This window comes from Streptomyces pilosus (assembly GCF_014649835.1).
GTDB lineage: Bacteria > Actinomycetota > Actinomycetes > Streptomycetales > Streptomycetaceae > Streptomyces > Streptomyces pilosus.
Window position 1 is genome coordinate 585,084 of the sequence record NZ_BMTU01000001.1, and the last position, 17,687, is coordinate 602,770.

The 17,687-nt window shown below is 74.1% G+C and carries 17 protein-coding genes and 1 tRNA gene; 13 read left to right on the forward strand and 5 right to left on the reverse strand.

What is annotated here, in order from left to right; genetic code table 11:
• The first annotated feature begins 307 nt into the window (after positions 1 to 307).
• From IE118_RS02700 to IE118_RS02735, 8 genes are all read left to right on the forward strand, one after another.
• Positions 308 to 952: an HNH endonuclease family protein gene (locus tag IE118_RS02700; protein ID WP_189555587.1), complete on the forward strand. Its 645-nt coding sequence runs from the start codon at positions 308 to 310 to the stop codon at positions 950 to 952.
• 89 nt (positions 953 to 1,041) lie between these two features.
• Positions 1,042 to 2,688 (forward strand): alkaline phosphatase D family protein, encoded by a 1,647-nt coding sequence (locus tag IE118_RS02705; protein ID WP_189555588.1) that lies wholly within the window; start codon positions 1,042 to 1,044, stop codon positions 2,686 to 2,688.
• A 252-nt stretch (positions 2,689 to 2,940) separates the two neighbouring features.
• Positions 2,941 to 3,396, forward strand: a complete 456-nt coding sequence (locus tag IE118_RS02710; RefSeq protein WP_189555589.1) for a DoxX family protein — start codon at positions 2,941 to 2,943, stop codon at positions 3,394 to 3,396.
• Positions 3,397 to 3,685: 289 nt separating this feature from the next.
• The gene (locus tag IE118_RS02715) at positions 3,686 to 4,294 is read left to right on the forward strand and encodes a DedA family protein (protein ID WP_189555590.1); all 609 of its coding nucleotides are present in this window, start codon (positions 3,686 to 3,688) and stop codon (positions 4,292 to 4,294) included.
• 151 nt (positions 4,295 to 4,445) lie between these two features.
• Positions 4,446 to 5,030, forward strand: coding sequence for a sigma-70 family RNA polymerase sigma factor (locus IE118_RS02720; RefSeq protein WP_189555591.1), 585 nt, complete (start codon positions 4,446 to 4,448; stop codon positions 5,028 to 5,030).
• Positions 5,027 to 5,779 carry an anti-sigma factor gene (locus tag IE118_RS02725; protein ID WP_189555592.1) on the forward strand — a complete coding sequence of 251 codons (753 nt, stop codon included), beginning with the start codon at positions 5,027 to 5,029 and terminating at the stop codon, positions 5,777 to 5,779. The genes IE118_RS02720 and IE118_RS02725 overlap by 4 nt, the downstream gene beginning before the upstream one ends.
• A gap of 165 nt (positions 5,780 to 5,944) precedes the next feature.
• Positions 5,945 to 7,561, forward strand: coding sequence for a molybdopterin-dependent oxidoreductase (locus IE118_RS02730; RefSeq protein WP_189555593.1), 1,617 nt, complete (start codon positions 5,945 to 5,947; stop codon positions 7,559 to 7,561).
• 78 nt (positions 7,562 to 7,639) lie between these two features.
• The gene (locus IE118_RS02735; protein ID WP_189555594.1) at positions 7,640 to 8,290 is read left to right on the forward strand and encodes a fasciclin domain-containing protein; all 651 of its coding nucleotides are present in this window, start codon (positions 7,640 to 7,642) and stop codon (positions 8,288 to 8,290) included.
• Between the two features lie 88 nt (positions 8,291 to 8,378).
• Here IE118_RS02735 and IE118_RS02740 read toward each other — a convergent pair whose 3' ends face one another.
• The gene (locus tag IE118_RS02740; protein WP_189555595.1) at positions 8,379 to 8,612 is read right to left on the reverse strand and encodes a DUF2277 domain-containing protein; all 234 of its coding nucleotides are present in this window, start codon (positions 8,610 to 8,612) and stop codon (positions 8,379 to 8,381) included.
• Positions 8,613 to 8,721: 109 nt separating this feature from the next.
• On the opposite strand from IE118_RS02740, the gene IE118_RS02745 reads away from it, so the two are divergent.
• Positions 8,722 to 9,087, forward strand: a complete 366-nt coding sequence (locus IE118_RS02745) for a DUF8825 domain-containing protein (RefSeq protein WP_189555596.1) — start codon at positions 8,722 to 8,724, stop codon at positions 9,085 to 9,087.
• A 51-nt stretch (positions 9,088 to 9,138) separates the two neighbouring features.
• On the opposite strand, the gene IE118_RS02750 is transcribed toward IE118_RS02745, so the two are convergent.
• A tRNA-Val gene (locus IE118_RS02750) sits at positions 9,139 to 9,210 on the reverse strand.
• 241 nt (positions 9,211 to 9,451) lie between these two features.
• Here IE118_RS02750 and IE118_RS02755 point away from each other — a divergent pair.
• From IE118_RS02755 to IE118_RS02770, 4 genes are all read left to right on the forward strand, one after another.
• Complete coding sequence (locus tag IE118_RS02755) at positions 9,452 to 10,252, forward strand: DUF4097 family beta strand repeat-containing protein (protein ID WP_189555597.1); 801 nt, start codon at positions 9,452 to 9,454, stop codon at positions 10,250 to 10,252.
• 74 nt (positions 10,253 to 10,326) lie between these two features.
• Positions 10,327 to 11,757: a coiled-coil domain-containing protein gene (locus tag IE118_RS02760; protein ID WP_189555598.1), complete on the forward strand. Its 1,431-nt coding sequence runs from the start codon at positions 10,327 to 10,329 to the stop codon at positions 11,755 to 11,757.
• Between the two features lie 31 nt (positions 11,758 to 11,788).
• On the forward strand, positions 11,789 to 12,010 hold the full coding sequence (locus tag IE118_RS02765; RefSeq protein ID WP_037937401.1) for an FmdB family zinc ribbon protein: 222 nt from the start codon (positions 11,789 to 11,791) through the stop codon (positions 12,008 to 12,010).
• A gap of 145 nt (positions 12,011 to 12,155) precedes the next feature.
• Complete coding sequence (locus tag IE118_RS02770; protein WP_189555599.1) at positions 12,156 to 12,953, forward strand: DedA family protein; 798 nt, start codon at positions 12,156 to 12,158, stop codon at positions 12,951 to 12,953.
• A 115-nt stretch (positions 12,954 to 13,068) separates the two neighbouring features.
• On the opposite strand, the gene IE118_RS02775 is transcribed toward IE118_RS02770, so the two are convergent.
• The 3 genes from IE118_RS02775 to IE118_RS02785 are packed head-to-tail and all read right to left on the reverse strand — an operon-like array spanning position 13,069 to position 17,677.
• Positions 13,069 to 13,881: an HAD family hydrolase gene (locus IE118_RS02775; RefSeq protein WP_189555600.1), complete on the reverse strand. Its 813-nt coding sequence runs from the start codon at positions 13,879 to 13,881 to the stop codon at positions 13,069 to 13,071.
• Positions 13,881 to 16,505 carry a phosphoribosyltransferase gene (locus tag IE118_RS02780; RefSeq protein WP_189555601.1) on the reverse strand — a complete coding sequence of 875 codons (2,625 nt, stop codon included), beginning with the start codon at positions 16,503 to 16,505 and terminating at the stop codon, positions 13,881 to 13,883. The genes IE118_RS02775 and IE118_RS02780 overlap by 1 nt, the downstream gene beginning before the upstream one ends.
• A 5-nt stretch (positions 16,506 to 16,510) precedes the next feature.
• Entirely contained in the window at positions 16,511 to 17,677 is a 1,167-nt protein-coding gene (locus tag IE118_RS02785; RefSeq protein ID WP_189555602.1) for an HpcH/HpaI aldolase/citrate lyase family protein, read from the reverse strand.
• Positions 17,678 to 17,687: the final 10 nt, after the last annotated feature.

Consider the following 17,687-nt stretch of genomic DNA (forward strand, 5'->3'; position numbering starts at 1 on the left):
GGCACGGGCGTGCACTGCTTGCCGAAGGTCTCGCTGGCGGGGCCCGCGCCGCGGGTCCGCCTCCGGGCGCCGGCTCAGGCGTGCTGAGCAGTGTGTCGACGGTCCGGCGAAGAGCTACTCCCCTTCTGCGCCGTCCATGGTACGCGAGGCCCGCCCCGGCCTCGTACGCGGAAACTTCACACCCGACCCATAGACGTGTCATGAACGCGTCATTAGCTTCTTACCCGGTCCACCCCTCCCGGCAACACGGCGCCGCGAGCATTCCCCTGCCCGCACGCCGACCGCCCCACCTCACAAGGGAGTTCGCATGTCGAAGTTCTACGCGCGTCGACGGCTCAGCATAGCCGCGGCGCTCACCGGAGTCATCGCCTCCGTCGGCCTGTTCCACGCCCCGGCCGCCTCCGCCGCCCTCCCCACCCCGGTCAGCGCCGCCACCGCCCGCGGCTACCTGTCCTCCCTGGACGTGCGCACCGAGAACCGCACCGGTTACAACCGCGACCTGTTCCCGCACTGGATCACCGTCAGCGGCACCTGCAACACCCGCGAGACGATCCTCAAGCGGGACGGCACGAACGTCGTCACCGACTCCTCCTGCGCCGCCACCAGCGGCAGCTGGTACTCCCCGTACGACGGCGCCACCTGGTCCGCCGCCTCCGACGTGGACATCGACCACCTGGTGCCGCTCGCCGAGGCCTGGGACTCCGGCGCCGGCTCCTGGACCACCGCGCAGCGCCAGGCCTTCGCCAACGACCGCACCCGCCCGCAGCTGCTCGCCGTCACCGACAACGTCAACCAGTCCAAGGGCGACCAGGACCCCGCCACCTGGATGCCGTCGCGCACCGCCTACCGCTGCACGTACGTCCGCGCGTGGGTGCAGGTGAAGTACCACTACGACCTGTCGGTCGACTCGGCGGAGAAATCCGCGCTGCAGGGGTACCTGGCCAACTGCTGAGGCACGCGGCGGACCGCCGGGCGCGCACATCTCGCCGCCGGCCTCCGTCGCTGCGTACCGTACGGAGCGACGGAGGAAGGGGTTCACCCATGGCCGGACTGCGGCTCGGACCACTGCTGAGGTACGTCGACGGCTCGTCCGCGACCGTCTGGGTCGAGAGCGAGCACCCGGGCACCGTGGAGGTGCGCTGCGAGGGAGGGCCCGGCGGGAAGGCGGGCACCTTCCGGATCGCCGGGCACGACTATGCGCTCGTCCAGGTCACCGGTCTCACCCCGGGCACGGCCACCCCCTACGAGGTCTTCCTCGACGGCACCCGGGTGTGGCCGCTGCCCCAGGACCCCTTCCCGTCGTTCCCGCCCTCCGTGATCGCCACGCCGGGCCCCGGCGACCGGACGCGCGTCGCCTTCGGCTCCTGCCGCTGGGCCTCCCCGCCCACCGGGGAGCCCGACCCGGTGGGGCCCGACGCGCTCGACGCCCTGGCCAAGCGCATCGCCGCCGACCCGTCCGGCGAACGGCCCGACGTGCTGCTGCTCCTCGGCGACCAGGTCTACGCCGACGAGACCTCCGACGCCACGCAGAAGTGGCTGGCCGGCCGCCGCGACCTGAAGGAACCGCCCGGCATCCAGGTGGCGGACTACGAGGAGTACACCCACCTCTACTACGAGTCCTGGCTCGACCCGCAGGTGCGCTGGCTGCTCTCCACCGTGCCCACCTGCATGATCTTCGACGACCACGACGTGATCGACGACTGGAACACCTCCGCCTCCTGGGTCGAGGACATGCGCGCCACCTCGTGGTGGCGGGAGCGGGTGCTCAGCGGTCTGATGTCGTACTGGGTCCACCAGCACCTGGGCAACCTCTCCCCCGCCGACCTGGAGGCCGACCCGCTCTACGCGGCCGTACGGGAGCGGCCCGACGGCACCGACGCGCTGCGCGCCTTCGCCTCCGAGGCCGAGGCGGACGCGACCGCGGTGCGCTGGAGCTACCGGCGCGACTTCGGCCGGGTGCGCATGGTGATGGTGGACAGCCGCGCGGCCCGGGTCCTGGAGGAGGGCCGGCGCGCCATGCTCGACCCGGACGAGGCCGCCTGGCTGCGCGAGCAGGCCCTCGACGGACGCGACACGTACGACCACCTGCTGATCGGCACCTCCCTGCCCTGGCTGCTGCCCCACCTGGTGCACGACGCGGAGGCGTGGTGCTCCGCGCTGTGCCGGGGCGACAAGGGGCCGGGCTGGGCGCGGTTCGGGGAGAAGCTGCGGCGCGCGGCGGACCTGGAGCACTGGTCGGCCTTCCCGGAGTCGTTCGACGAGCTGGCGGGGCTGATCGCCGAGGCGGGATCGGGCGCGGAGGCGCCGGCGACGGTGTGCGTGCTCTCCGGGGACGTCCACCACGCCTACGTCGCGGAGCCGCGCTGGCCGGGAGGCACGGCACCGGACGCCCGGGTGGTGCAGCTGACCTGCTCTCCGGTGCACAACTCCATCCCGCAGTCGATGAGGCTCGGCTTCCGCTTCGGCTGGAGCGCGGTCGCCCGGGGGCTCGGACGGGTCTTCGCGTGGCACGGCGGCCTGGGCCGGCCCGCCGTGGGCTGGCGCAAGACGGGCGGACCCTGGTTCGGGAACCAGCTCATGACGCTGACGGCCCACGGGCGCTCGGCGGTGCTGCGGCTGGAGCACGCCCAGCGGGAGGGCACCGGTGTGCGCCTGAGGACGGTCGCGGAGACCCGGCTGAGCCGGTGAGGCGGCAGGCAGCTGTGAGGCGCCTGTGCGGCGAGGGGTGGATCCGGTCAGTCCCCGGACGTCAGGAGACCGGATGGGGACCGTACTGACGTGCGACGGCGGGCGTTTCGAGCAGCGGAAACGGCTCCCACCCCTGGCCGAATGTTGAACTTGCAAGTAAGAATCCGGCGCTCCTAGCGTGGGAATCCGACTCGGTTCCGCCCCCCGGACCGGCCCCGTCCGCGGGACCGGCCTGACCGAAGGAGAACCCACATGACCGAACGGCTCAACAGCGCCCAGCCCTATGTGCTGGGCCTGTTCCGCATAGTCGTCGGCCTGCTCTTCGCCTGCCACGGCGCCGTCTCCCTGCTGGGTCTGCTCGGCGGCGTGGACGGCGACGGCGGCACCGTCGACACCGGCGCCTGGCCGGGCTGGTACGCGGCCGTGATCGAACTCGTCTGCGGCGGGCTGGTGCTGCTCGGCCTCGGTACGCGCGCCGCGGCGTTCCTCTCGTCCGGCGCCATGGCGTACGCGTACTTCAAGGTCCACCAGCCCGACGCGCTGTGGCCCATCGAAAACAACGGCGAGAGCGCCGCCATGTACTGCTGGGCCATGCTCCTGCTGGTGTTCACCGGCTCCGGCGCCTTCGGCCTGGACCGCCTGTTCACCCGGCGCTCCTCCTCCCCCGACGGCCGGCGGACGGCCGAGCAGACCCCGGTGACCGCCTGACCCACCGCGCGGCGCCCTCCGGTGGAACACGCAGGGAGGGCGCCCAGCACCCCGGTCCCGCACCACCGTCCCGCACCACCGTCCCGCACCCCGTCCGCACTCCCGCCCCGCCGGGGCGCACCGGCCGGGAGGCGGACTCCGGACCCCTGGCGTGCGAACCCCCCGTGACCTTCCTGTCACTTACCGGGCGTACGCTGTATGGCTGTCATCGGCCACACTTCTGCCACTCCTGCCGCCCCCGCGACAGCACGGCCGGATCTGGCCCACGGGGGCGCTACGGGGAGTTCGGGTGGAGAGTCTGGGGTCGCTGGTCGGCAGCCCGTGGATCTATGCGGTGGTGGCCCTGTCGGTCCTGCTCGACGTGTTCCTCCCGGTCCTGCCCAGCGGAGTCCTGGTGATCACGGCGGCCACCGCCGCCGCGGCCGGCACGGCGACCGACGTGCCCGACATCCTGGCGCTGACCCTCTGCGCGGCCACCGCGTCCGTCCTCGGCGACCTGGTGGCCTACCGCCTCGCCTGGCGCGGCGGCGCCCGCCTGGACCGGGCCATCGCCCGCTCCCGGCGGCTGACCGGCGCGCAGGAACGTCTCGGTGCGGCACTGGCACGGGGCGGCGGCGCGCTGGTCGTCCTCGCCCGGTTCGCCCCGGCCGGCCGCTCGGTGGTCTCCCTCGGCGCCGGCGCCGCACGGCACCGCGCCCGCGACTTCCTGCCCTGGTCCGCGCTGGCGGGACTGTCCTGGGCCGGCTACAGCGTGGCCCTCGGCTACTTCGGAGCCCACTGGCTGGGCGCGACGTGGCTGGCGACGGCGGTGTCGGTCGGCGCGCTGTTCGCGGCGGGCGCGGGAGCGGGGTTCCTGATGCGACGGAGGCCGCACCCCCGGCCTTCCGAAGCCTCGTAGGGGCCGCCCGCGGGCGGTCGTCGCGACGCCTCCCGGGCACCTCGACGGCCGGGCGGTCCCGGCCTCGCGTGTCCGGCCTCACGGGGACCAATCCGCGTCCGCGCCCGGACCGGATTACGTCCGGAGATGTCCTGACCACGGAGGCCCCGCTGTGAGAGAAGCCGTACAGATCGGCAGAAATCCCTCGTCCGAACCGGATCTGCAGGAGCTGGTGGGGCGCGTGGCCCTGGGCGACGAGAGGGCGTTCGCCGCCGTCTACGACGCGGTGGCGGGTCCCGTGCTGGGTGTCGCGCGTGCCGTCCTGCGCGATCAGGCGCACTCGGAGGAGGTCGCCCAGGAGGTCCTGGTGGAGGTGTGGCGCACCGCGCCCCGTTACCGCCCGGACTTCGGGACGGCCATCAACTGGATCCTCACGCTGGCCCACCGTCGCGCGGTGGACCGGGTGCGGTCGGTGGAGGCGGCGGCGGCCCGCGACCACAAGGCCGCCCTGCTGGACCGGACGCCGGAGTTCGACGAGGTGACGGAGCAGGTCGAGGCACGGCTGGAGCGGGAGCAGGTGCGCCGCTGCCTGCGCACGCTGACCGAGATCCAGCGCCAGGCCGTGGCGCTCGCCTACTACCGCGGGCTGACCTACCGCCAGGTCGCCGAGGCGCTGGCCCTTCCGCTGGGCACGGTGAAGACCCGGCTCCGGGACGGCCTCATCCGTCTGCGCGACTGCCTGGGGGTGACCGCGTGACCACCGCCGATCCGCACCGGCTGACCGGTGCCTACGCCCTGCACGCGCTGCCCGACGACGAACGCGACGCGTTCGAGCGTCACCTCTCGGGCTGCGAGGCCTGTGCCGAGGAGGCCGCCGAACTCTCCGCCACCGCGGCCCGTCTGGGCCTGGGCACCGTGGTGACGCCCCCCGCCGCCCTGCGCGAGCGGGTACTGCGCCGGATCACCACCGTCCGGCAGCAGTCACCGGGCGGTCGCGCGGACCCCGGCCCGGTCCGGGGCCGTCCGCGCGCCCGCCCGCTCTCCCGTTGGACACTCGCCGCCTGCCTCGCGGCGGCCGCCGCGCTGGGCGGGGCGGTCTGGCAGTACGAGCGGGCCGAGGACGCGCTCCGTGAGGCGCGCCGGGCCGAGCGGACAAGCGGCGGGATCGCCGCCGTGCTGGCCGCGCCGGACGCCAGGACGCGGACCGTCGTGCTCGGTGACGGCTCCACCGGCACGGTCGTGGTGTCCCGGAGCAGGGACGAGGCCGTGTTCATGGCGTCCGGGATGCCGCGTCCGCCGGGCGGCAAGGTCTATCAGCTGTGGTTCGACGACGGCGGTACCGGCATGCGGCCGGCCGGGCTGATGGACCCCGGCAGGGCCGATCAGGCGGTCCTGCTGCGCGGCGCCGTGGACGGGGCGTCGGGCATGGGGGTCACGGTCGAACCGGCCGGGGGCTCCGCACGGCCCACCTCCGCACCCGTCGCGGTACTCGCCTTCCCTGCCTGACCCACCCGCGGCCCCGGCACCGGGCAACCGGTGCCCCCGGGCCCGCACGGGACGGTCGCGGCGGTGACATCCGTTGCCGGGCGTGCCGCGGACGGGTCCGGGAGGAAATGTCACCCGATCCGGTTCCCGACCAATCCGCCCCGGCCGCGGAACCGGATTCCCCACGTGACCGAAGAACACCAGGAACCACGTCATCTCCGCGGCACGACACGGCAGTTGGCCGGCGCGCTCAGCGGCGTGGTGGCGGGCTCCGCCGCGCTCGCCGCGGCGGAGCCGGTCGCGGCGGCGGTCCGTCCGCAGGCGAGCCCCGTCCTCGTGGTGGGAGGCGCGGCGATCGACCGGACACCCGCGGCGGTGAAGGACTGGGCGATCAGGAGCTTCGGCTCCCAGGACAAACTGGTCCTGCAACTGGGCATCCTCGCCGTCCTGACACTCTGCGCCCTGGCCCTGGGAACGGTCGCGCTGCGCTCCCGGCGCACCGGCGCCGCCGGCGTCCTGCTGTGCGGAGCGATCGGCGCGGTGGCGGCCCTCGGCAGGCCCGACGCTGCCGGCCCGGCCGACGCCCTGCCCTCCGTGGTGGGCGCGTGCACGGGCGCGGTCCTGCTGTACGTCCTCACGGGCCGGCTCGTGCCGCCGGGCGCCGCGTCCGGCGCGCCGGACGGCCCCGGGGCCGGCTCGGCGAGCGGCCCGGTCCCGGACCGCCGGGGTTTCGTGATCCTGGCGTCCTCCGCCGTCGTCGCGTCCGCCGGGGCCGGTGCGCTGGGCCGTGCCCTGAACGGCACGAGGAGCCGGGACGCGGCCGCCTCCCGCGACCGGCTCGTCCTGCCGGCGCCGGACTCGCCCGCGCCCGCCGTGCCGAGGGGCGCCCTGCTCCGTGTCCCGGGAGTGAGCCCCTTCTTCACCCCCAGCCGTTCCTTCTACCGCGTCGACACCGCCCTGACGGTGCCGAGGGTCGACGTCGCGGGCTGGCGGCTGCGCGTCCACGGCGCGGGCGTCCGGCGCCCCCGCACCCTCACCTTCGACGACCTGCTCCGGCGCGAACTCGTCGAGCGGGACATCACACTGACGTGCGTGTCGAACGAGGTCGGCGGGCCCTACGCGGGCAACGCCCGCTGGCTCGGCGTACGGCTGGCCGACCTGCTGGCCGACTGCGGGGTCACGGCACCGTCGAAGGGCGGCCCGGCGGACCAGCTGGTGGCCCGCGCGGTGGACGGGATGGCCCTCGGCACTCCGGTCGAGGACGTCATGGACGGCCGTGACGCGCTGCTCGCGATCGGCATGAACGGCGAACCGCTGCCCTTCGCGCACGGCTTCCCCGTCCGCATGATCGTGCCGGGCCTGTACGGGTTCGTGTCGGCCTGCAAGTGGATCGAGGAGATCGAGCTGACCACGTTCGACTCCTACGACCCCTACTGGGCCGAGCGCGGCTGGGCGCGGCGGGCGCCGGTGAAGACCCAGTCGCGCATCGACACCCCCGAGCCGTTCGCCCGTCCGCGCGCCGGCACGGTCATGGTCGCCGGGGTCGCCTGGGCGCAGCACCGCGGCGTCGACACGGTCGAGGTCCGTGTCGACGACGGCCCCTGGCGGCCGGCCGACCTCGCGGCCGAGCACAGCCGCGACACCTGGCGCCAGTGGTCCTTCCCCTGGCAGGCCACCAGGGGCGGCCACACCCTGACGGTGCGCGCGACCGACCGCACCGGCCGGGTGCAGCCCGACCGCCGCACCCGCACCGTCCCCGACGGCGCCGACGGACGGCACTCCGTGGTCGTGACCGTCGACTGACCCGCCGAGCCACCCCAAGCCACTTCCCCCCACCCCGTCGAACGCAGCCTGCTGCCCTCACCCCCAGGAGAAACCACCATGAATGCACGCATCCGCCGCACCGCCGTCACACTGGCCGCCGCGGTCGTCCTGCCCCTGTCGCTGAGCGCCTGTTCCGACAGCGGCAGTGACTCCGCCGGTTCCGCCGACTCGCCGAAGGCCTCCGCGTCGGCACCGGCCGCCGACGGGGGCACGGGCAGCGGCGCCGCCGCGGACGAGCCGTTCGGCCCGGCCTGCTCGACGGTGCCGGAGGACGGCGCGGGCTCCTTCGACGGCATGGCGAAGGACCCGGTGGCCACCGCGGCCTCCCACAACCCCGCCCTGTCCACCCTGGTCTCCGCCGTGCAGAAGGCCGGCCTGGTGGACACCCTGAACAACGCCCAGGACATCACCGTCTTCGCGCCGACCGACGACGCCTTCGCCAAGATCCCGAAGGCCACGCTGGACAAGGTCCTGAACGACAAGGAGCAGCTGACGAAGATCCTCACCTACCACGTCGTGGGTCAGCGGCTGACGCCGCAGGACCTGGAGAACGGCTCCTTCGAGACGCTGGAGAAGTCGAAGCTCACCACGTCCGGCTCGGCCGGGTCCTACACCGTCGGCGACTCCGCCAAGGTGGTCTGCGGCAACGTGAGGACGGCCAACGCGACCGTCCACATCATCGACACGGTGCTGATGCCGGCCTCCTGACGCGGAACGGGCGGACACGCAAAGGGGCCGAGGACCTGGCGAACGATTGCCGGGGATCCCCGGCCCCTCCGGCGTACGAGGAGCGCGCCTACCCCGCCGCCTGCCGCGCGGTGGCTCCCCGAACCTCCAGTCCGTCGAGCAGTTCGGCGGTCGCCTCGGCGATCGCGTCCACCGCCCGTTCGAACACCTCGCGGTTGTGCGCCGCCGGTGCGCGGAAGCCGGACACCTTCCTCACGTACTGCAGGGCCGCGGCCCTGATCTCCTCCTCCGTCGCCTCCTCGGGCAGGACGGGCGGACGCAGCGTCTTGATACTCCGGCACATGCCCCCAGTCTGACGCGCGGGGCCCGGGTGTGCGCTCGAACGGATGAATCACCGCCGGGGACCCCGTCTCGACTCGCCACCCAAAATCGAACATGCGTATGATTGGACTGTGGCTGCGACCTATGACTTTCCGAGTGACCTCCTCGCCGGTCAGGAGGAACTGCATCAGGTCAGGGCCGAGTTGTCGGCCCTGCTGAAGCGGCTCCCCTGGTCGGTCGAACCCCTCGACGGGTTCAGTGACGACAACGGCTGGCGCAGGATCGAGCGTCCCGCCTCCCCGGGCTGGACCGAGGACGAACAGGCCGAGGTGGAGAAGCTCCGCCGGCGCGAGCACGAACTCGCGGTCTTCGTCAGCGGCCACCGCTACTGGGACGCCGTCGGCGGCTCCGACCGGGTCACTGCCCGCAGCCGGCTCAAGCACGTCCACGAGGAGAGGGACGAGGGCGCGGAAGGGGACGCGGGGAGCTCCGCGTAGACACACGACGACGGCCTCCGGGACACAGTCTCCGGAGGCCGTCGGTCACGGTGGGCGCGGACGGTTTCGAACCGCCGACATCCTGCTTGTAAGGCAGGCGCTCTACCCCTGAGCTACGCACCCGAGGCCCGGGCCGCGTGCCCAGGTCGAGTCGACAGCCTACATGGCCCCGGGCGCGGTCCGGCAAACCCGTATCGCGAGGTCCCGCGGGCCCCCGCGGCGGCCTCCGGGGTTTCCCCGGGGGATATCCCCACCCCGGATCGGGGAGCGGCCCGGATCCCCGGCCGGGCCGCGCGTCCGTACGGTCGAAGAGCGCCCGAACACGGCTGTCGGGCGCCGCCGACCGGCCCAGGGGGAGACCGTCATGACCCGCACGTCCCGCACCACAGCCCGCACCACCCGTACCGCACGGACGCGGTCCCTCGCCCTCGTCGGGGCCACCGCGGTGCTCGTCGCCGGTCTCGGCGCCTGCGGGGCGTCGGCCGGCGAGGACGACGACCCCGAACGCCGCTCCTTCGGCCTGCCGGGCCGCACGCTCACCATCGACTCCGACGACTCCGCCCTGGAGATCGTCGCCGCGGACGACCACCCCGCGGGCCGGATCGAGGTCACCCGCTGGTTCCGGGGGAGGGTCGTCGTCGGCTCCGACGCGAAGAGCACCTGGTCCATGGACGGCGACCGGCTGGTGCTGCGCCAGAAGTGCTCGGGACTCGTCGCCGACTGCGACGCCCGGCACCGCATCGAGGTGCCCCGGGGGGTCACCGTCGAGGTCGAGGACAAGGACGGCAGCGTGCGTGCCGAGGGCTTCCGCGACGCGCTGAGCATCCGGACGACGGACGGCTCGGTCCGCGTCACCGACTCCACCGGCCCCCTGGAGCTACGCACCGGCGACGGGTCCGTGCGCGCGGCGGTCTCCTCCCGCACGGTGCGCGTGCACAGCGGCGACGGCTCGGTCCACCTCGAACTCGGCGCCGTGCCCGACCTGGTGGAGTCCCGCAGCGGGGACGGCTCGACGACCATCGAACTGCCCCGGGCCGGCTACCGGGTGGACACACGGACCGGTGACGGCGGCGAGGACGTGTCCGTGGCGCGCGACGACTCGAGCCCCCACGAGGTGACCGCCCGCACCGGCGACGGGAATCTCACCGTGCGCACGGCGAACTGACGGGCCCGTGTGTTCGTCCTCCACCGGTGGGACAATGGCACCGGGCAGGGCGAACGACAGTACGGGAGAGGGATGTGACGGCGACACCAGCGCGGCCGTACTCGCCGTCGGATCCGCGTGTGCCCCGTACACGCCGTGCCCCCTCGCCCCGCCCGCCGGTACCGCGCGCCCGCCGCGCTCCCGGGCCGCTGCGGGACACCCTCGCCCTGGTGGGGCTGCCGCTGGTGGCCGCCCTGACGCTGCCCGCCGCGTTCGCAGGCGGCGGGACCCGGCGCTGGTTCGGCGGGCGGGCCGAGAACCAGCGCGCGGAGGCGCAGGCCGCGAAGGACGCGGCGGCGGCCGCGTTCTACGAACTCGACACCGCCCAGCGCGATCTGCGGATCTCCGTCGAGACGATCACCGCCGTCGACTCCTCCCCCGCCGCCCGCCGCGTCGTCTCCGACTTCGAGGCGCTCGGCCGGCGCATCGACGAGGCCAGCCACCGGTACATCGACGCCGTCGACGCCCACGACCTGGACCGCGACGACCTGGAGGCGTCGGCGGCCTCCCAGGCCCGCGCCCGGCTCACCGCCGCCAAGGAGGAACTGGAGCGGGTCAAGCGGGAACTGGACCGGTTCGCCGACGGGCTCGGCCCGCTCCTCGGCACGGCCGAGACCCAGCTCGCCCGGCTCGCCCCCTCCGTCGAACGGGCCCGGCAGGCGCTGCTCGCCGCGTCCGACGCCCTCGACACCGCGCGCGGCTCCGGACTCTCCGCCGACGACCTCGCCGCCCGGCTCGCGACGCTCTCCCCGGAGCTGACCAGGCTGAACCAGGGAGCCGGGCAGCACGGCGTGCCGGCGACCCTGGAGCGGGCCGAACGCGTCACCCGCGAGGCCGAGGCCGTACGCGTCGAGGCCGAACGGCTGCCGGAGCGGGCCGCCGAGATCGACCGCCGGCTGGTCTCCCTGCGCACCCGCGCCCAGGCCCTCACCACCCGCTCCGGGCAGGTCGAACCGATCCTGAGCGAGCTGCGCCGCCGCTTCACCGTCGCCTGCTGGGAGGACCTGCAGAACGTGCCCGAGATCGCCGCGGAGAACGTCGGGCAGGCGGAGAGCAGACTCGCCGAGGCCAGGGCCGCCCGCGAGCAGCAGCGCTGGGCGGACGCGACGGCGCTGCTGTCGACCGCGCGGGCCCTGCTGAACACGACCGACGAGGCGGTGTCGGCCGCCGGTGACCGGCTCCGGCGGCTGAACGCCGTGCAGAAGGACCCCGAGCAGGAGATCGAACGCACCCGCTTCGCCATCCGGGACGCCCAGCGGCTGGCGATGGCCGGCCGCAACACCCCCGACCCGCGCGACGCCCGTCCCCTGGACGACGCGGTGGCCCGGCTGGAGCGGGCCGTCGCCGACCTGGAGGGGCGTCACCCCGACTACTGGCACTTCCTGACGGAGACAGAGACGGTCAGGGCCGCGGTGGGCGAGGTGGTGGCCCGCATCCGCGAGGAGCGTGGCGGCGGCGCCCACTGACGCACCCGCCGGCCCCGGTTAACCTGTGCCCATGCCTCGCTACGAGTACCGCTGCCGGACCTGCGGCGACACCTTCGAACTGAGCCGTCCGATGGCGGAGTCCTCCGCGCCCGCGGCCTGCCCCGCCGGCCACGACGACACGGTCAAGCTCCTCTCCACGGTCGCGGTGGGCGGCACCGCCTCCGCGGCGGCCCCCGCTCCCCCCGCGGGAGGCGGCGGTGGCGGCTGCTGCGGCGGCGGCTGCTGCGGCTGACGCCTCTCCGGTCCACCCGGCGGCATCCGGCAGGTGTGAGCCCGTCCTCCGTGGAAACACGGGGTGAACGGCTGTCGCGTTCCGTGCCCGTGAGGTGCGGTTCTCCTCAGCCTCCCTTCAGCTACGGATTCCTAGCCTGGACGGCATGACGGCACTCACAGCTCACACGACGGCACCGGACGCGGTCCTGGCGGCAGCGGCGCAAGGCGGTCCGGGGCCCCAGTGGGTCCACGACCTGATGGACACGATGGGTGCCCCCGGCGCCGGACTCGCCATCGCGCTGGAGAACCTCTTCCCGCCGCTGCCCAGCGAGGTGATCCTGCCGATGGCCGGGTTCACCGCGAGCACCGGCCGCATGGGGCTGCTCGCCGTGCTGCTGTGGACCACCGCCGGCTCCGTGATCGGCGCGCTCGCCCTGTACGGGGTGGGCGCGCTGCTGGGCAGGGACCGCACCGTCGCCATCGCGGGCCGGCTGCCGCTGGTGAAGGTCTCCGACATCGAGAAGACGGAGGCGTGGTTCCTGCGGCACGGGACCAAGGCCGTGTTCTTCGGCCGGATGATCCCGATCTTCCGCAGTCTCATCTCCGTACCGGCCGGTGTGGAGCGCATGCGGCTCCCGGTGTTCCTCGGCCTGACCACGCTCGGCAGCGCGATCTGGAACACCGCGTTCGTGCTCGCCGGCTATCTGCTGGGCGACAACTGGGAGCAGGTCACGTCCTTCGCCTCGGCGTACTCCAAGGTCGCCCTCGGGGCGGCCGCGCTGGCGGTGCTGGTCTTCGTGGTGATGCGGCTGCGCCGGCCCAGGGCCGGGCGCCGGCGGCGCGACGGGCAGGACAGCTCCGGGGAGGCACCCGCGCCGGACGCCCGCGCGGAGGACCACCCCACCCGGCAGCTGCGCGTCATGGACCCGTACGAGCCCACCGGCCGGAGGCAGGACCGCTGACGGCGCGCACGCACACGCGGGCCGGCCGGCGCGCGTCGCCCCACCGCACGGGCGGGGTGACGCGCGCCGGCCGTGCTTCCGCGGTCAGCGCGGGGCGCCGGCCGTCCTTCCGCGGTCAGCGCGGGGCGCGGACCGTCCGCAGCAGCTCGCGCAGGATGCGCTCCCCGGCGAGGACGCCCCGCTCGGGCAGGGCCCTGACCGCGGGGGCCGTCCAGTCGGCGTCCGCGAGCTCTCCGTGGCCGGGACGCCAGCCCCGGTCGGCGGCGAGGAGCAGGTCGGCGTCGAGGAGGGAGTCACCGGCGGCGAGGGTGAGGTCCGCGCCGGTACGGCGGGCCACCTCGCGCAGGGCGGCGCTCTTGGTGAGCGGCTTCGGCACGGCGTAGATCTTGCGGCCCTGGAGGGACACCGTCCAGCCGCGGTTCTCCGCCCACACCGCGAGTTCCTTCACCCAGTCCTCGCTCAGCAGCTCACGCTCCACGACCAGGTAGGCGAAGAGGTCCTCGGCGACGCGGTGCTTGCGCACCCACACCGGGTCGGCCGTCCGCAGCAGGTGCTCCTGCACCTCCGCCAGCGGGGCGCACTCGTCGGCCAGCCGGGCGAGCACCCGGGCGTGCCAGTCCCGGTCCGGCTCACCGTCGACGAGGATGTGGCCGCCGTTGGTGCAGATCGCGTAGGTGGGCTGCGGGCCGGGCAGGTTGATGCGCTGGTACTGCTTGCGGGTGCGGGTCGTGGTGGGGACGAAGACGGCCTCGTCGCCCAGGTCGGTGAGCAGCTGGGCCGCGGTCTCCGTCATGAAGGACAGCGGCCTGCTCTCGTGGACCTCCACGCACAGCAGTCTCGGCGCCCGCGCGTCGGGCATGGTGAGGGCGAGGGCGGCGGCGGAGTAGATGAGGGTGCGGTCGAGATCGCTGGCGACGACGACGGACATCAGCGGGTCACCGCCCTGCCGTCGGCGCCGGTCGCGCCCCGGGTGTACCGGGGGTGGATCAACCCCACGCAGGTGTACGGCAGTTGGTCGACCTCCTCGACCGGCACGCCCCGCTGCCCGGCGAGCAGGCGGACGTGGTCGAGGTCGCGGCCGGCTCCGGCACGGGCCAGCACCTTCCAGGGCACCCGGCGCAGCAGCACCCGGGTGGTCTCGCCGACGCCGGGCTTGACGAGGTTCACGTCGTGGATGCCGTACTCCTCGCTGATCCGCTCGACCGCGGCCCAGCCCTCCCAGGTGGGGGTGCGGTCGGTGGCGAGCAGTTCCTTGGCCTGGGCGCACGCCGCGTCCGTGACCTCGGGGAAGTGTGCGGAGACGGCGTCCAGGAAGGCCACCGACAGGTCGGCGCCGGCGAGTTCGCGGTAGAACTTGGCGCCGTGGAAGTCGTCCGGACCGACCAGGTCGGCCCGGAGCACGGTGCGGGAGATCAGGCCGGAGACGGTCGAGTTGAGGCAGGCGGAGGGGATCAGGTAGTCCTCGCGCGTGCCGTACGTGCGGACGCAGGAGCCGGGGTCGGCGAGGACGGCGATCTCCGGGTCGAAGCCGGTGACCCCCTCGGCCTTCTCGAACTCCACTACCGCCTGGGCGAGTTCACGGGTGATGGCGCCCTTGCCGGTCCAGCCGTCGACGAACACCACGTCCCGGGGGTCGTGGTGGGCGGCCAGCCAGCGCAGCGCGTTGGCGTCGATGCCCCGGCCTCGCACGATGGAGACGGCGTAGTGCGGCAGGTCGAGCTGGTGACGGTGGCGTGCCCAGCGCCGCATCAGGATGCCGACGGGGGTGCCGGCGCGGGCGAGGGAGACCAGCACCGGGCGGGGGGACCGCTCGGCGAGGACGGTCTCGGTGACCACGCCCACGGCGTGGGCGAGGCGGGCCGCCGACTCGTCGAGGGCCGCGTGGAACAGCCGCTGGTACTGCTCGCTCGGCTGGTACTCCACGGGCAGCGACTCGGCGTAGTGGGCGCCGCCGCTCTGGATGGCCTCCTCGCGCTCCTCGGTCGGCGCCTCCAGCGTCACGTCCGAGAGGTCCTGGAGCAGCCAGCCGACCTCCTCGGGCGCGTACGAGGAGAAGGCGGGACCTCTGAGGGGGTCGGGCAGCATGGTGGCGGGCCTTTCGGGGGCGTCCTGGGCGACGGGCACGTACGACGGTACGACCGCGAGGAGGACGTGCGGAGTGTGCGCGGCGAGCCGGGCGAGCAGTCCGCCGGGCGCGTGCAGCGCGGGGGTGTCGGCGGCCGAGTCGACCACGGCGACGACGGCGTCGAAACCGGCGCCGGCGACGTTGTAGGCGTAGCGGTCGCCGGGTCCGTCGGCGGGGTCGTCGTGGGCGGGGAAGACGAGGCGGGTGCGTATGGCGTAGCCGGGGTCGTCGACGGCGAGGACGGGTGAGCGGGTGGTGGTGGAGAAGCGCACCTCGGCGCGGGTGGTCCGCTCCAGCTCGCCGGCGAGGCGCAGCGGGGCGTACATCAGCTCCTCGAAGCCGAGGACGAGGACGCGGCGCGCGTGGGCGGGGAGGGCGTCGGCGAGGCGGCCGGCCATGCCGGGGAGGGCGTCCTCCAGGCGGGCGCGGTGCGCGGGGGTGAAACCGTGACGTCCCCCGTCGGGGAGCCCGGCGGGCCAGCCCAGCTCCACCCGCGTGAGCCGGACGTCCGGCCGCGGCGCGTCGTCGTCCGGTCGCGCGCCCGAACACCCACCACCCGCGGCGCCCTCGCCCTCGGGGCCGCCGGCACCACCAGCACCCCCGACGGGCGCGGGGAACCGCGCGACCTGCCCCGACGCACCCGCACCCGAAAGGTCACCTTCCGTGACGGCCTCATAGCGGGCTACCAGTTCCTGCCCCTTCTCCAGGACGCCGTCGGGCAGCCGCACCGTGCCCGAGGCGACCGTCACCAGGTCGATCCGCGCCCCGATTCCGCGGCCGAACTCCTCCAGCCGTCCGGCGTCGGCGGGTGACCGCATGTCGACGAGGGCGACCACGACGTACCGCGTCCGCGGATACCGCGCGTGCAGATCACGGATCGTGTTCAGGACCGTGTTGCCGGTGGAGAACTCGTCGTCGACCAGGATCAGCGGGCCCTCGCCCGCGAGCAGCCCGGGGTCCTCCGGGAGCAGCAGGTGGGACGTCGCGTGCGAGTGGGACTCCTCGAAGCCCCCCGCCGTGGCCGTCCCCGCGACCGGGCGGCGCGTGGAGTGCAGGTAGGGGGCGACGCCCAGACCGTCGGCGACACTGTGCCCGAGGCCGGTCGCGGTCTCCGCGTAGCCGAGCACCACCGCGCTCTCCGCCGACTCCCCCAGCAGCTCCCGCACCCTGCGGCCGAGCTCGACCCCGTGGCCGTGCACGACGGACGGGGACTGGGGCACGTGCTTGCCGAGGACGTTGGACACCAGCAGGTGGGCCCGCCTCGGGTTGCGGCGCAGGGCCAGCCCCAGCAGCCCGGGCAGCGCGTCGTCGCCGGTCAGCTCGACCCCGAGCCGCCGCGTGACCCAGTCGCCGGACCAGGTGTCCGCACCGGCCGGGGCGCCGTCCCGCACCGGGTGGTGCGTGCCCTCGTTCACAGCCTTCTCCATCCCCGTCAGTCCGCCAGGCCCGCCGCGAGCAGTTCGACGAAGCCGATGTCCTCGTTCGCCACGCCGAAGGCCTCCGCGCGCAGCAGTGTCCGCTCGGCCCAGGCGCGGTGCGGCTTCACCTCGTTCATCTTGTTCGTGTAGGCCGACCTGAGTACACCCCCGCCGCCGCGTTCCGGCCGCAGGATGTCCTGGGCGTCGCTGTACTCCTCGTGGCTGACGACGGACAGCGCGTGGACGGGCAGGACGTGCGAGGGGTGGATGCAGGTCTTGCCCAGCAGTCCGTTGGCCCGGTCGAGGGAGATCTCGCGCAGCAGGCCGTCCATGGCGTGCTGGATGAGCTTCTGGCGCAGGGCGACGGCCTGGACCTCGTGGAAGGGGCTCTGCCGCAGCAGCGGCTTGAACATGCGCTCCTGGACGCGGAAGTACTCCCAGACCGGCCCGGTCACGGTGAAGCCGGTGCCGTCGGCGCGGCCCAGCATGTTCACCACGTCGGAGATGACGGAGGCCACGACCTGGATGTCGTACGCCGTCATGTCGGGGCCCCGGCGCAGCCCGTAGGAGGAGCAGAAGTCGGTGACGCCGAGGCGCAGGGCGAGGACGCGGTCGCGGTACTTGTCGACCGCGCGGAAGATGCCCTCCAGGGTCTCCACGCGGGACTCGCGGTAGAGCAGCTCGGGGGACTCCAGGACCGGCATGGCGAACAGCCGACGGCCGCTCCCGGCCTCGGCGAGCGCCAGCGCCTCCAGGAACGGCAGGCCGCGTTCGGCGGTGAACTTCGGCAGGACGAACCCGGACAGCAGCGCCACGGCGGGGCTGAGGCGCCGGGTGAGGTCGGGGATCTGCTCGGGCGTGCGGACGCGGATGAACAGCAGCGGCAGGTCCGCCCCGGGCCGTCCGGCCAGGTCGGCGAGCTGGCGTACCAGGTTCTCCTCGCCGGCGATCACGTCCGCGTCGCCGATGGAGTCCTCCAGGCACAGCACCATGGAGACCACGCCCTGGGCGCCCTGCCTGACGATGTCGTCGGCGAGCCGCGGCCGGGTCGCCGGGCTGTAGAGCGTGGCGCCGAGCGCGGCGGAGAGCAGCCGGGCCGGGGAGTCCGGGGTGAAGTCACCGGGCTCCCGGTAGAAGAGACGTTTCCGCACCGCAGGGGCGATGTGCCCGAAATGACGCATTTAACTCCCC